This window comes from Rhizobium sp. 18065 (genome assembly GCF_902706095.1).
Taxonomy (GTDB): Bacteria; Pseudomonadota; Alphaproteobacteria; order Rhizobiales; family Rhizobiaceae; genus Allorhizobium.
Map to the genome: position 1 here is coordinate 24,532 of NZ_CACSJP010000007.1, position 12,958 is coordinate 37,489.

Below are 12,958 nucleotides of genomic sequence, written 5' to 3' on the forward strand. Positions count from 1 at the left end.
ATCCGGCTGCCGTTTTGCGGGCATGTTTACCGGCCGTTGACGATCTTCGTTTACGAGCCCCAGACCTCGGACACGTCAGACTGGGCCCAGCCGTTGATCCACTTTGAAAATGTCGGCCTTCGGTATGGAATGGGACCGGAGATCCTCCGCGACCTGACCTTCGACATTCCCAAGAGTTCCTTCCAGTTCCTCACCGGCCCGTCCGGTGCGGGCAAGACGACATTGCTGCGCCTGCTGTTCATGTCGCTGCAGCCGACGCGCGGCATCATCCAGAGCTTCGGCCGCGACATCACCCGCATTCCCCGCAGTGAGCTGCCGATGCTGCGCCGCCGGGTCGGCATCGTCTTCCAGGATTTCCGCCTTCTCGACCACCTGACCACCTATGAAAACGTCGCCCTGCCGCTGCGCGTGCGCGGCAAGGAGGAGGGCAGCTATAGGCGCGATGTCATCGAACTGTTGAAATGGGTCGGCCTCGGCGAACGCATCAACGTGCTGCCGGCCGTGCTGTCTGGCGGCGAGAAACAGCGCGTCGCCATCGCCCGTGCGCTGATCGACCGGCCGGAAATCCTGCTGGCCGACGAACCGACCGGCAATGTCGACCCGCCGATGGCCCGCCGCCTGCTCAGCCTGTTCCTCGAACTCAACCGGCTGGGCACCGCCGTCGTCATCGCCACCCACGATCTGGCGCTGATGGACCAGGTCGATGCGCGCCGCATGATCCTCACCGACGGGCGGCTCGACCTCTATGAGTGAGACAGGCACCAACAACCCGCAGCAGCCGGATGGCAAGCAGAAACGCCGGGTCGAAATGACCGTCAGGCCGACCGGGCCGATCCTGCCGCCCTCCAACATCCAGGGCAACGCGCTGATGGTGGTGATCGCCATCATGGCATTCCTCGCCTGCCTGACGCTGGGCGCCGTGTCGATGGTCCGGGCAACCGCCGCCGGCTGGCAGAGCCAGATTTCCCGCGAGGTCACCATCCAGATCAAGCCGGAGGACGGCCTCGACATGGGGGCTGCCCTGGTCAAGGCGCGCGATCTTGCGCTGACCTTCGTCGGCACCCGCGACGGCCGGATCATGGACGATGACGCGACTGCCCGCCTGCTCGAGCCCTGGCTCGGCACCGGCCTCAATCTCGAAGACCTGCCGGTTCCGCGCCTGATCGTCATCACCATCGACGAAAGCAATCCTCCCGATTTCGCCTCGATGCGCGACCTGCTGAAGGTCGAAGTACCGCAAGCCTTTCTCGACGATCACCGCACCTGGGTCGATCGCCTCGTGCAGATGGCGCGGACCACCGTGCTGATCGGTTCCGGCGTGCTGATCCTGGTGTTCACCGCCATGGTGCTGACGGTGGTCTTTGCCACCCGCGGCGCACTATCGGGCAATCGCCACATCATCGAGGTCCTGCATTTCGTCGGCGCCGAGAGCACCTTCGTCGCCCAGGAATTTCAGAAGCACTTCCTCAAGATCAGCCTGAAGGGTGCAGCCGCCGGCGGCCTGCTCGCGGCCGGCCTGTTTGCCGCCGCCAATTTCTGGCAGACGCGGTCGATGGCCACGCCGGAAAGCGATCAGGCAACGGCGCTGTTCGGCACGTTTACCATCGGTTGGACCGGCTATCTCGGCATCTTTGCCACGATGATCGTGATAGCACTGCTGACCACCATCACGGCGCGCCTGACCGTGATGCGCACCATTTACGAGATCGACCTAATTCGCTCGGATCCGGCGCGAACCGATGGACTTATGGACGATTAATCGTCAAGGAAGCGTGTTGACTTGCCTTAAAGCCGCCTGTTCCGTGTGGAAAATCCACGCTATTCACGGACAATGAGCATGGACCGGATGACCCGAAACCAACCGCCTCAAGGGGGCCGGCCCGATATATCGGGCCGCAGCCTGTTTGCGCGCCGTGGTCTGCTGCGCCGGTTCCTGCGCTATAGCGGCCTGCTCGTCCTGCTCTGTGTGGCCCTTCTTGTCGCAGGCTTCCTGCATTTTGCCGACAGCGTGACCACGCTGCGCCCGCCGGAAAACGTCAAGGCCGATGCGATCGTCGTGCTCACCGGCGGCTACCAGCGGATCGACCAGGCCATCGATCTCTTGAAACGCGGCTATGGCGGACGCCTGCTGATTTCAGGCGTCAACCCCTCGACCACGGCCGGCCAGATCCGCCGCGCCACGCGCACGTCACCCGAACTGTTCGCCTGCTGCGTCGATATCGGCTACGCCGCAATCGACACGATCGGCAATGCCAACGAGGCGGCAAACTGGATCCGTGATCGCGGCTACAAGTCTGTCCTGGTGGTCACCAGCAACTATCACATGGCCCGCAGCCTGATGGAACTGCGCCGCAGCGATCCGGTAACCGAGTTCATCGGCTACCCCGTGGTCAATGCCGACCTGAAGACTCGCGCCTGGTACCGCGAGCCGGATGCGCTGAGAACCATGCTGGCCGAATATGCCAAGAGCGTCATCGCCTATGCACGCGGCATCATCGGCTGGAGTGTCGATCCCGGCTTGCGTTCGTCGGGAGAAATCGCCGACCCGGCCGACGACAGCTGAGCAATTCCGGCGGACCGGCTTTTGCTCGGCCGTGTTTTACGATAGGGACGTTTTCGCCTGTCCACGGAAATGACCCGATGATCACCCTGCGTTCCATCCTGTTCAATACGGCCTTCTACACCAACATGATCCTTCGCATGATCCTGTTGTCGCCTTTCTATTTTCTCGCGCCGCGCAAGACGGCGTTCTGGGTGCCGAAGGGCTGGGCGCGTTCCTCGCATTGGCTGATGAAGACGATCGTCGGCACGACCTTCACCGTCGAGGGGCTCGAGAACATTCCCAAGGGTGGCTATATCCTGGCCCCAAAGCACCAGTCGTTCTGGGACACGTTTGCCCTGCTGCCCTGGCTCGATGACCCGGTCTATATCCTCAAGCGCGAACTGATGTGGATCCCGGTCTTCGGCTGGTATGTCGCCAAACAGCGCATGATCCCGGTCAACCGCGGCGCCAAGGGCAAGGTGATGGCCGAAGTGATCGAGCGGACCAAGACCGAGATGCGCAACGGTCGCCAGCTGATCATCTACCCGGAGGGAACCCGCCGGTCACCGGGAGCGACGCCCGAATACAAATACGGCATTGCCCGCCTCTACCGCGATCTCGGCGTTCCCGTCGTGCCGGTCGCCATGCATCCCGGCCTGTTCTGGCCACGTCGCAAGTTCCAGCGCTATCCAGGCCATTTCAAGGTGCGCATCCTGCCAGCCATCGAGCCCGGTCTCGACCCGGACGTGTTTTTCGACACGCTGATGGCACGCCTTGAGGCCGCCAGCGACGAGTTGCTGATCGAAACCGCACGTGACAACCCGCATGTTCCCCTGCCCCCGACGGCGGTAAAGCGCCTGGCAGAATTGCAGGCAATGTGAAACAGCCGGCGAAAACGGCGCGGCCTGCCTGTCAATCGGGCTGACCGATTGCCTCGATCGCCGCGACCACGCTTTCCAGCCAGTGGTCGCGAATGCCCATTTCCCGCAGGTGGGCAGCTGTGTTGGCCACATAGGCCGGGTTCGGACCCGCCTGGCCAACCGCGCTGGCGACGATGTTCGCCGCCTCCTCGACCGTGAACACACCGCCATATTGCGGATGCGCCCGGTCGACGACATAGGTCAACCCCGTCACCTGACGTCCGTCATCGAGCCTGAGACGGACACTACGCTCGCGATAGACGTTGGTGACCAGCTCACGCTTGTGCAGATAGGCAAGCGTATCCGGCCATTGCGCAGGATCGACGCGAAAGGCGATGCCGCGGCACGAGCCGCCGCGATCGAGGCCCAGCACCAGACCGGGGCGCGCCTCGGTTCCGCGATACACCCAGGAGCGCACGCAGAGCGACCGCCGATAGCCGGTCAGGCGGGCCTGAAGCCGTTCTTCGAAAGCAAAGCCCGGGTTCCACATCAAGGATCCGTAGCCAAAGACCCAAAATTCGTCCATATCGCAGGCCAATCCACTTACTCAGGATTTGATCGTCACTCAGGAGCACTCCATGGCAACGCCCTCCACCGCGCCCGCAAGCGCCACAAGCCGCAAGGTGTTTCGTCTCGGTGTTTTTATCGTCCTGTTCATCGCTGTCTATAGCGTCGCCTGGTATTTTGCCGCCGAATATCTGCGCCGGCAGATTGTCGCCTTCTTCGAGGGCGGAAATCCGGCGGCCATCACCGCCAATTGCGAGCAGCCGAGGATTGGTGGCTATCCCTTCCGCTTCCGGCTGAACTGCGACCGGCTGTCGCTTGACGACAATTACCAGGGCATATCGGCTTCTTTCGGCGCCGTGCGGGCTGCAGCCCAGATCTATGCGCCCGGCCATGTCGTCTGGGAACTCGACGGCCCGGCCGAAATCCGCTCTGCACGCGGCTTCAACACCACCATCGAATGGGACGACCTGTTCTCCAGCTTCAACGCCTCTCTCTCGGGCCTTGATCGCAGCTCGCTGGAAATCCGCGACCTGAAGGCAAAACTGATCTCGACGACAGGTCCGCTGCAGCTCGAACTGACGGCACCGCATGCCGAAAGCCATATCCGCCAGCAAGAAGGCGATCTCGACTATGCTGCTCTTGTTCGCGAAGCAACGCTTGCCATCGGTGGCCAACCGCTGGCCCTGCCGCCGGCGTCGGCCAGCCTCGATGTAACCTTTGCCGATCGTGGCGGCCTGCTGCAGCCAGCCCTGTCACATGCCCAGACCTTGTATGGGACAAACGGCGAAATCCGCCGCTTCGTGGCCGATCTTGGTGAAGGCCGCGTACTGACCCTGAGCGGCCCGTTCTCGGTCGGCAATGAAGGTCTGATCTCCGGACAGCTTCGCATCGAGATCGAGGGAATGGATGCCTGGAACGACGCGCTCGGCACGGCCTATCCGCAGATGAAGGACACGTTCGACGACATCAACAAGGTCCTGACTGTCATGTCCCTTGGACGCGACAAGGCGTCTGCCGAGATCACGATCCGCGACGGCGTAGCCTCGCTCGGCTTCATCCCGCTCGGAGAAATACCCCCCCTCTGAACGAGCCGCGATAAACCGTCGCCGTGAAAGCCCTTACTTGTCGAGGGTGTGACGGCCGAAATCCGGCACATCGACATCCTGACCTGCCTCGACGATCGAGCGGCGCACGGCGCGGGTACGGGAGAAAAGTTCGATCAGCTTGTCACCCTCGCCCCAGCGGATCGCCCGCTGCAGATAGGCGAGATCCTCGGAAAACCGTGCCAGCATTTCCAGGATCGCATCCTTGTTGTGCAGGCAGACGTCGCGCCACATGGTCGGGTCGGAGGCGGCAAGGCGGGTGAAGTCACGGAAGCCGGAGGCCGAATACTTGATCACCTCGGACTCGGTCACGGCTTCCAGATCATCGGCCGTGCCGACGATATTATAGGCGATGATATGCGGCAGATGCGAGACGATCGCCAGCACCTTGTCATGATGCTGCGGATCCATCTCGTCGACCCGCGAGCCGAGCGCCTGCCAGAAGCCGCCAAGACGCGCCAGCGCATCCGCATCGGTATCCGGCAGCGGCGTGAAGATGCACCAGCGGCCCTTGAACAGGCCGGAAAAGCCTGCATCCGGGCCGGACTTTTCCGTGCCCGCCAGCGGATGACCCGGAATGAAATGTACGCCTTCCGGCATATGCGGCGCCATCTGCGCGATCACCGAGGCCTTGGTCGAGCCGACATCGGTGACAATAGCGCCGGGCTTCAGGCTGGAGGCGATCTGTTGTGCCACCGCTTCCGATGCACCGACCGGCACCGAAACGATGACCAGATCGGCGTCCCTGGCCGCATCCGCCGCCGACGTGGTGTAGGCTGTTCCCAGATCGAGTTCCTCCGCCCGCTTCAGGGTTTCCGCGCTGCGTGTCGAGATCACCACCTCGCGCGCCAGACCCAGTTTGCGAATATCGCGCGCGATCGACGAACCGATGAGGCCGATGCCGATCAGGGCAATGCGATTGAACAGGATTTCAGACATCAGCCACGTTCCATGAATTCGGTGAGCGCATTGATTACCCCCGTATTGGCATCTTCGCCAGCGATGGTCATGCGAAGCGCATTGGGAAAACCGTAGGCCTGCACGGCGCGCAGGATGAAGCCACGGCGGGTGAGGAAATCATCGGCATCGGCGGCACGCTTGCCATCGACATCCGGAAAATGAATGAGGATGAAATTGGCAACCGATGGCGTGACCGTCAGGCCAAGTGTGGTCAGCGCCTCCGACACGCGTGCCAGCCAGTCCAGGTTATGCGCGACCGATCGCGCAGTGAAGGCCTGGTCGCGGATCGCGGCGGCACCGGCGGCCATCGCCGGGGCATTGATGTTGAACGGTCCGCGCACCCGGTCCAGCGCATCGATGATCTCGGCTGGCGCATAGGTCCAGCCGATACGCAGCGCCGCAAGCCCATAGACCTTGGAGAAGGTCCGCGTCATCACGACGTTGCGGTTGCCCGAGACCAGTTCGATGCCGGCCTCGTAGTCATTGCGGCGGACATATTCGGCGTAGGCCGCATCCAGAACCAGAATGACATGCGGCGGCAGGCCGGCATGCAGACGGCGCACCTCGCTCAGCGGCACATAGGTGCCGGTCGGATTGCCCGGATTGGCGAGAAAGACGATCTTCGTCTTGTCGGTCACGGCCGCAAGGATCGCATCGACATCGACCCGACATTCGCTCTCCTTGACCGTGACGGGCGTGGCGCCTGCTGCCATGATCTGGATCTTGTAGACGAGGAAGCCGTGTTCGGTGACGATGCCCTCGTCACCGGGGCCGAGATAGACATGGCAGAGCAGGCCGAGCAATTCGTCCGAACCATTGCCGCAAAGGATATTGGCCGCATTCAGCCCATGCACCTCGGCAATCGCCTCGCGCAAGGCCCCAGCCTGGCCGTCCGGATATTTTTCAAGATGAGCGGCGGCGGCCGCAAAAGCCTCGATCGCCTTCGGGCTCGGGCCGAACGGCGTCTCGTTCGACGACAGCTTAAAGACCCGGGCAACACCCGGCGCATGCTCCTTGCCGGGTACATAGGCGGCGATATCGAGGATCCCCGGCCGGGGCGTCGGCTTCGTCATGGCGACATGCATGCGACTGTCTCTCTGTCGTGAAACGGTGCAGCAACGGCACCCCTAGATAAGCTCATGCCATAAAATGGATAAAGGCTTTTGTCGAGGCTCGCCCGCATCGTCAAGGATGATCGGCGACAGCCCTGGTCGTCGGCACCCCATGCGGCGCAAGCACCGGTGCAAACACCCGTCGCGATGCGCGCGACGCCACCGGCAGGCCCTGATAAAGCCGCTTCTGTGCCTCAACGACGATCACCCCGGAAAACGCCGGCCACAGCAGGCCACCGAGTTTTTCGAAACCGCTGCGCAGGCGCAGAACGGCGCGGATCTTCGATGGTGGAAAGAACAGGGCTTCGGCACTTGCGCCGGGGGTGAAATTCGTCTCGCGCAGCAAGGCCGTCAACTGCCCGCGCGAATAGGGCCGGCCGGAACCGAACGGCGTATGCTCCATGCGCGCCCAGACGCCGCGACGATTGGGCACAACGATCACCAGCCGACCGCCGGGCGCCAGCACCCGCCAGATTTCCTTCAGCGTCTCGCGCGGGTTCTCGGCAAATTCCAGCGAATGCACCATCAGCACCCGGTCGACCGACGAATCCGGCAGCGGCAACTCCTCCTCGAAGACCAGCGCGGTGGCCGAGGGTTCGCCGACCGGCCAGTTTACCGCGCCCTGCCCGGCGGGCATGAAGGCAAGGGTTCGTTCGGTATCGGCGCGGAAGCGATCGAGGAATGGCGTGCAATAACCGAGCCCCACCAGTCTCTCCTGCGGCAGCCGCGCCCAGAGCGAAGAAAGCGCCAGGGCGATCGACTGCTCGGCCACGCGGCCGAGCATGGTGTAGTAGAATTGGCGAAGGTCAACGATATCGACATGCATGACGCCATTGTTAGCAGCCAGCGATTGGACTTCAAGAGTTTACCAGCTACATTCGCGCCAACAATATGGGAACGGATGGCTGGACAATGAAATCCCTTGAAATCGATGTGTTTCTCTGCCGCAGCGACAACTTCGGCGTGCTGCTGCATTGCCCGGATTCAGGCCTCACGGCTTGCATCGACGCGCCGGAACTGGAGCCCATCCTGGCGGCTGCCAAGCGCCACGACTGGACGATCACCCATATCTTCACGACCCACCATCACGGCGACCATGTGGAAGCCAATCTGGCACTGAAAGAGCGCTTCAACTGCGAGATCATCGGCCCGCGCAACGAGGCCGTGGCCATACCCGGCATTGATCGCACCGTCGGCGACGGCGACGAGTTCACCTTCGGCAAACATCTGGTCCGGGTGATCGAAACCCCTGGCCATACCGCCGGCCATGTCTGCTATCACCTGCCGGAAGACAAGCTGCTGTTTTCAGCCGACACGCTGTTTGCGCTCGGTTGCGGCAGGCTGTTCGAACGCTCGGCGATGGACATGTGGCATTCGCTGCAGAAGCTGGCGGAACTACCGGACGAAACGATCGTCTATTTCGGCCACGAATACACCCTGTCGAACGCCCGTTTTGCCCTCACCATCGATCCGGACAACAGCCGGCTGAAATCGCGCGCCCAGGATATCGAGATCATGCGGAAGCGGGGCGATTTCACCGTACCGACGACGATCGCGCTGGAGAAGGAAACCAATCCCTTCCTGCGCGCCAACGATCCGGACATCCGTCGCACGCTGGGCATGCCGACCGAAAGCAATGAAGCTGTCTTTGCCGAGATCCGCAAACGCAAGGACAATTTCTGATGACGGCCGCCGAGATCATCGAAACCCTCGGCATGGAGCGCCATCCCGAGGGCGGCTGGTATGTGCAGACCTTCAAGGATGCCAACGGCGGCGCACGCGGCCATTCCACCGCGATCTACTACCTGCTCGAGGCCGGCGAGCGCTCGCATTGGCACAGGGTTAGGGATGCCGCCGAGGTCTGGCATTATTATGCCGGTGCGCCGCTCGCGCTCAGCCGGTCGAGCGACGGACACGCGGTCGATACGATCATCCTCGGTACCGATATCCGCGAAGGCGAGCGCCCGCAGGCGATCATTGCCGCCAATCAGTGGCAGGCGGCCGAAAGCCTCGGCGCCTACACGCTGGTCGGCTGCACCGTGGCCCCGGGTTTCGACTTTTCCGCTTTAGAGATGGCACCACCCGGCTGGGAACCGGGCAAGGGCGAATAAACGATCAGGCCTCGGACAGCGTCACCGTCAGGATCAGCTGCGCTGCGTAATAGGTCCCCCAGACAGCATAGGCCGCCGCATGGTCATAGCGATGATCCGGCCCCCAGCGGAACCGGCGCAGCGCTAGCAGCGTATCCGACAGGATGAAAATGGCGGTGCCCACGGCGACCCAGGGATTGCCGATCCTCAGCCCCATCCAGCCGACCAAAAGAAAAACCGCCACATAGGCGAGGATTGCCGGAAAAAGCCGGCCGACCTGTCGCCGGATCAAGGCGACGATGACCAGGGTATGGACGAGCAGCAGCAGGCCCGCGATCGGGCGCCAGGCTTCGGCAAACACGAGGCCGGATATACCGAGTGGCGCCATGACGGCGGCATAGACGAGATGCGACAGGAGAAAGGCGACGAGCCCGCCGACAAAGGCGCGGGCACCGTCAAAGGCGAGAAAGCCATCACCGGCCGCACCCAGCAGCAGGGCGACAATCAGCAGATTGGGCGCACCCACAAGCAGTGCGTAAAGCGCAAGCAGAACGACCGGCAATGTTTTCCACACGGCCCGCAACGCAGTCTTCGGTCGCGGCAGGATCCAGAAATATCCAAGGCCGAGCGCGACCGAGAGCATCAGAACCCCGGTCGCTGGCGTCGCCATGCTGTCTCCGTTCAGGATTGGACCTTGCTTCGTTTGAAGACCATATCGCGCGCCGCCAGCATCGCGCCACCGGTGATCAGCACGCAGGCCAGGCCAATTCTGACACTAACCTCGCCAAAGCCAAAAATGATCAGGATCAGGGTCGACAGCAGAGGGGCTGCGTAGCTGGAGGCGCCGAGGATCTGGATGTCGCCATTCTTGACGCCATAGTCCCAGACATAGAAGGCAGCCCCGACCGGCAGCAGTCCCAGCCCGACAACGGCTGCCCATTGCATCCAGTCGACCGGCCAGACGGTGGTCTCCAGCCCGAGATGGCACACAAGCGACAGCAGCGAGGTGGCGAGGCAAAAGCCGGTGACGACATCGGTGGACACCGCCTCGAAGCGCCGGCTGAGCAGCGAATAGCCGGCCCAGGTGAAAGCGCAGAGGAAGGCGGCGAAATAACCCAGCGTATAGGCCGGATCGAAGGCGACGCCATTCTTCGCCACGATCAGGATCGTGCCGGCAAGCCCAGCCAGCGCGCCGACAATATGATGCCAGCCGAGGCGCTCGCCCGGCAGAAGCGCCGAGCCGACGACGATCAGCAGTGGCCAGAGATAGGCGATCAGGCCGGCCTCGACTGCCGGTGCATTCCGCAGCGCAGTGAAATAGAGAAAATGATAGCCGAACAGCCCGCCGACGCCGACCAGCCAGACCTTGGCCGGCTGGCGCAACTCCTTCAGTCGCTCAGGCCGCAGGGCAAAGATCGCCAGTCCCGGCAGGCTGCCGATGGCAAAGGTGATGGCCGACAGCTGGAACGGCGGCATCGTGCCGGAGGCGGCCGTCATCAGCGCCAGGAAGGACCACATCAGGATTGCGGTAAAGCCGATCAACGTCGCCCTGGTCTTCATTCATCCCCCATACGGGCCCCGTGCAGGCCTCATGTAGGCCCCGGGCGGGACGAAAACCCGCGCCTGTTAGCCGTCGAATTTCTGCGCGGAAACATAGATCGTCCCGAAGCGGGTCGGCACGCGCGCATAGACTGGAGCATATAGCTTGAGGGTCGCGGTCTTGGCAAACCAGATCTCCATACCCTCGACCGAGCGCAGGTATTCGATATCCTTGCGGCCCTTCCGATAGCCGGATTTGGGCACATATTTGACCCCACAGACGACGGCCTCGCCCTTCAGCTTGCCGGCGGAGTAACCTTCGGTCCGCTTCGGCGACAGGACAAGATCCATCCGGCTTTCGCCGTCATAGACGGCCAGTGTCTGCGAACAGACATCGGCGTCTCCCGGAATGAGGAAGGCGCCGATCGGATCGAGCACGGCATTCAGATCGCCGTCAGCGATCGGCACCCATGTGTCCGGCCGCGGCTTTGGTTTCGGTTCGACCACGGTTTCCACCACGCTGCCGGCCCGATACTTCACATCATAGGTGCTGGTCTTTCGACCATCCTTGTATTCGAGCTGATATCGGTCGGGCTGGAAGCGCTGGCCGTCGACCTGACCGGACACGCTGCTCCTGGCGGAGATTTCCTTGACGATGTCGACCAGGCCGGACGAGCGGAAATGCCCGCCGATCGTGTAGCGCCCGCCATCCACCTCCGTCTCGAAAGACAGCCGGGCAATCGGCAGGATGCCCAGCGAAACGCTGTATTCGGTATTATAGCGCACCTCTGCGGCATCGGCGGAGCCGAGGGAAGACAGAACAAGACCGATGACGAGACTGGCAGCACGCAATGATCGACCCTCAGCGAACGGGGCCGAAAATCCGGCGACCCGATATCGGCATCTTACCGTGGACTATGGCAATAAAATAACGCAATGACGCTGCCGGAGCCGGAAAATCCAAGGTTTGGCTTGACGCGCAGGTTCTGCCTGACTATAGAACCGCAACTTTCCAATCAAGCGCTGTTGGATTGCCTGCCCGGCATTTGGCCGGAAGCGATGCGATGGCCTAGAAAAAAATAGGTGTACCATGTCCCGCAGTTGCGAATTGACCGGCAAGGGCGTCCAGTCGGGCAACAATGTTAGCCACGCTAACAACAAGACCAAGCGTCGGTTCCTGCCGAACCTGTGCGATGTCACGTTGATCTCGGATGCTCTCAACCAGCGTTACCGTCTGCGCGTTTCGGCTGCAGCACTGCGCACGGTCGAGCATCGCGGCGGCCTCGACGCGTTCCTGATCAAGGCTTCTGAAACCGAACTGAGCATGCGCGCTCGTCTGCTGCGTCGCCAGATCGTCAAGAAGACCGCTGCAGCCGCTTAATTTCAAGCGCTGACGCAAGCTTTAAAGGCTTGGCCGGACATCCGGACAAGCCTTTTCGTTTGACGTGAATCCGGTGGCCGATCCCGTATTGGCACCCGGCATCACGCACGACCCTGAACATCATTGTCCCTCCAACTGGTGGCATCACCCAGGATAAAAAAATGCTGAAGACGCGCTATTTCGTTCTCTACAGCCTGCTCATGACGGCGATTGTCGTCGCCTCCAACTTCCTCGTGCAGTTCCCTCTGGGCGGCACGCTGGCAGGCATCAATCTCGCCGATCTTTTGACTTTCGGCGCATTCACCTATCCGATTTCCTTCCTGATCACCGACCTGACCAACCGTCAGTTCGGCCCGGGCACGGCTCGCAAGGTCGTGTTTGTCGGCTTTGTCGTCGGCGTCGCCCTGTCGATCGCACTCGCCAGCCCGCGGATCGCGATTGCCTCCGGCTCCGCCTTCCTCGTCGGCCAGCTTCTCGACATCTCGGTGTTCAACCGTCTGCGTCAGCTGTCCTGGTGGAAGGCGCCGCTGATGGGCTCGCTGATCGGCTCGGTTCTCGACACGGTGATCTTCTTCTCCCTGTCGTTTGCGCCGATCTTCAGCTTCATCGGCCCGAATGACGACTTTGCCATCGCCTCGGCACCGATCTTCGGCGTGCTGGCCGCGGAAGCCCCACGCTGGATCTCCTGGGCACTCGGCGACTTTGCCGTGAAGATGCTGGTCGGCATCGTCATGCTGCTCCCCTACGGCGCCCTGATGAGCGTCGTTCGGCCGATGTCGGCGCGCACGACTGCCTGATACACCC

At 62.3% G+C, this 12,958-nt stretch carries 16 protein-coding genes; 9 read left to right on the forward strand and 7 right to left on the reverse strand.

What is annotated here, in order from left to right; all coding sequences use genetic code 11:
* Positions 1–93 precede the first annotated feature (93 nt).
* The 4 genes from ftsE (at position 94) to GVK95_RS16780 (ending at position 3,423) form a co-directional block, all read left to right on the forward strand.
* Positions 94–753 (forward strand): cell division ATP-binding protein FtsE, encoded by a 660-nt coding sequence (gene ftsE / locus GVK95_RS16765; RefSeq protein WP_200844310.1) that lies wholly within the window; start codon positions 94–96, stop codon positions 751–753.
* The gene (locus tag GVK95_RS16770; RefSeq protein WP_159951645.1) at positions 746–1,759 is read left to right on the forward strand and encodes an ABC transporter permease; all 1,014 of its coding nucleotides are present in this window, start codon (positions 746–748) and stop codon (positions 1,757–1,759) included. Before ftsE ends, GVK95_RS16770 begins: the two co-directional genes overlap by 8 nt.
* Positions 1,760–1,846: 87 nt before the next feature.
* Positions 1,847–2,563, forward strand: coding sequence for a YdcF family protein (locus GVK95_RS16775; protein ID WP_244618795.1), 717 nt, complete (start codon positions 1,847–1,849; stop codon positions 2,561–2,563).
* Between the two features lie 77 nt (positions 2,564–2,640).
* Positions 2,641–3,423, forward strand: coding sequence for a 1-acyl-sn-glycerol-3-phosphate acyltransferase (locus tag GVK95_RS16780; protein WP_159951649.1), 783 nt, complete (start codon positions 2,641–2,643; stop codon positions 3,421–3,423).
* 31 nt (positions 3,424–3,454) lie between these two features.
* On the opposite strand, the gene GVK95_RS16785 is transcribed toward GVK95_RS16780, so the two are convergent.
* Complete coding sequence (locus GVK95_RS16785) at positions 3,455–3,988, reverse strand: gamma-glutamylcyclotransferase (protein WP_159951651.1); 534 nt, start codon at positions 3,986–3,988, stop codon at positions 3,455–3,457.
* A 52-nt stretch (positions 3,989–4,040) separates the two neighbouring features.
* Between GVK95_RS16785 and GVK95_RS16790 the strand changes: the two genes are divergently transcribed.
* Positions 4,041–5,054, forward strand: coding sequence for a DUF2125 domain-containing protein (locus GVK95_RS16790; protein WP_159951653.1), 1,014 nt, complete (start codon positions 4,041–4,043; stop codon positions 5,052–5,054).
* Between the two features lie 33 nt (positions 5,055–5,087).
* On the opposite strand, the gene GVK95_RS16795 is transcribed toward GVK95_RS16790, so the two are convergent.
* The 3 genes from GVK95_RS16795 to GVK95_RS16805 all read right to left on the reverse strand — a co-directional run bounded on the left by GVK95_RS16795 (position 5,088) and on the right by GVK95_RS16805 (position 7,970).
* Complete coding sequence (locus GVK95_RS16795) at positions 5,088–6,011, reverse strand: prephenate/arogenate dehydrogenase family protein (protein WP_159951655.1); 924 nt, start codon at positions 6,009–6,011, stop codon at positions 5,088–5,090.
* Entirely contained in the window at positions 6,011–7,117 is a 1,107-nt protein-coding gene (gene hisC, locus GVK95_RS16800; RefSeq protein WP_159951657.1) for a histidinol-phosphate transaminase, read from the reverse strand. Before hisC ends, GVK95_RS16795 begins: the two co-directional genes overlap by 1 nt.
* Positions 7,118–7,217: 100 nt before the next feature.
* A complete protein-coding gene (locus GVK95_RS16805) occupies positions 7,218–7,970 on the reverse strand; it encodes a class I SAM-dependent methyltransferase (RefSeq protein WP_159951659.1) in 753 nt (250 codons plus the stop codon).
* 86 nt (positions 7,971–8,056) lie between these two features.
* Between GVK95_RS16805 and gloB the strand changes: the two genes are divergently transcribed.
* Positions 8,057–8,827: a hydroxyacylglutathione hydrolase gene (gene gloB / locus GVK95_RS16810; RefSeq protein ID WP_159951661.1), complete on the forward strand. Its 771-nt coding sequence runs from the start codon at positions 8,057–8,059 to the stop codon at positions 8,825–8,827.
* On the forward strand, positions 8,827–9,255 hold the full coding sequence (locus GVK95_RS16815; RefSeq protein ID WP_159951663.1) for a cupin domain-containing protein: 429 nt from the start codon (positions 8,827–8,829) through the stop codon (positions 9,253–9,255). The genes gloB and GVK95_RS16815 overlap by 1 nt, the downstream gene beginning before the upstream one ends.
* Positions 9,256–9,259: 4 nt before the next feature.
* On the opposite strand, the gene GVK95_RS16820 is transcribed toward GVK95_RS16815, so the two are convergent.
* The 3 genes from GVK95_RS16820 to GVK95_RS16830 form a co-directional block, all read right to left on the reverse strand.
* Positions 9,260–9,904 (reverse strand): lysoplasmalogenase, encoded by a 645-nt coding sequence (locus tag GVK95_RS16820; RefSeq protein ID WP_159951665.1) that lies wholly within the window; start codon positions 9,902–9,904, stop codon positions 9,260–9,262.
* An 11-nt stretch (positions 9,905–9,915) separates the two neighbouring features.
* Positions 9,916–10,794, reverse strand: coding sequence for an EamA family transporter (locus GVK95_RS16825; protein WP_159951667.1), 879 nt, complete (start codon positions 10,792–10,794; stop codon positions 9,916–9,918).
* A gap of 66 nt (positions 10,795–10,860) precedes the next feature.
* On the reverse strand, positions 10,861–11,625 hold the full coding sequence (locus tag GVK95_RS16830; RefSeq protein WP_159951669.1) for a DUF3108 domain-containing protein: 765 nt from the start codon (positions 11,623–11,625) through the stop codon (positions 10,861–10,863).
* Positions 11,626–11,863: 238 nt separating this feature from the next.
* On the opposite strand from GVK95_RS16830, the gene rpmB reads away from it, so the two are divergent.
* Together rpmB and GVK95_RS16840 are read left to right on the forward strand one after the other, a co-directional pair.
* Complete coding sequence (gene rpmB / locus GVK95_RS16835; protein ID WP_007607364.1) at positions 11,864–12,154, forward strand: 50S ribosomal protein L28; 291 nt, start codon at positions 11,864–11,866, stop codon at positions 12,152–12,154.
* A 161-nt stretch (positions 12,155–12,315) separates the two neighbouring features.
* Positions 12,316–12,951: a VUT family protein gene (locus tag GVK95_RS16840; protein ID WP_159951671.1), complete on the forward strand. Its 636-nt coding sequence runs from the start codon at positions 12,316–12,318 to the stop codon at positions 12,949–12,951.
* Positions 12,952–12,958 lie beyond the last annotated feature (7 nt).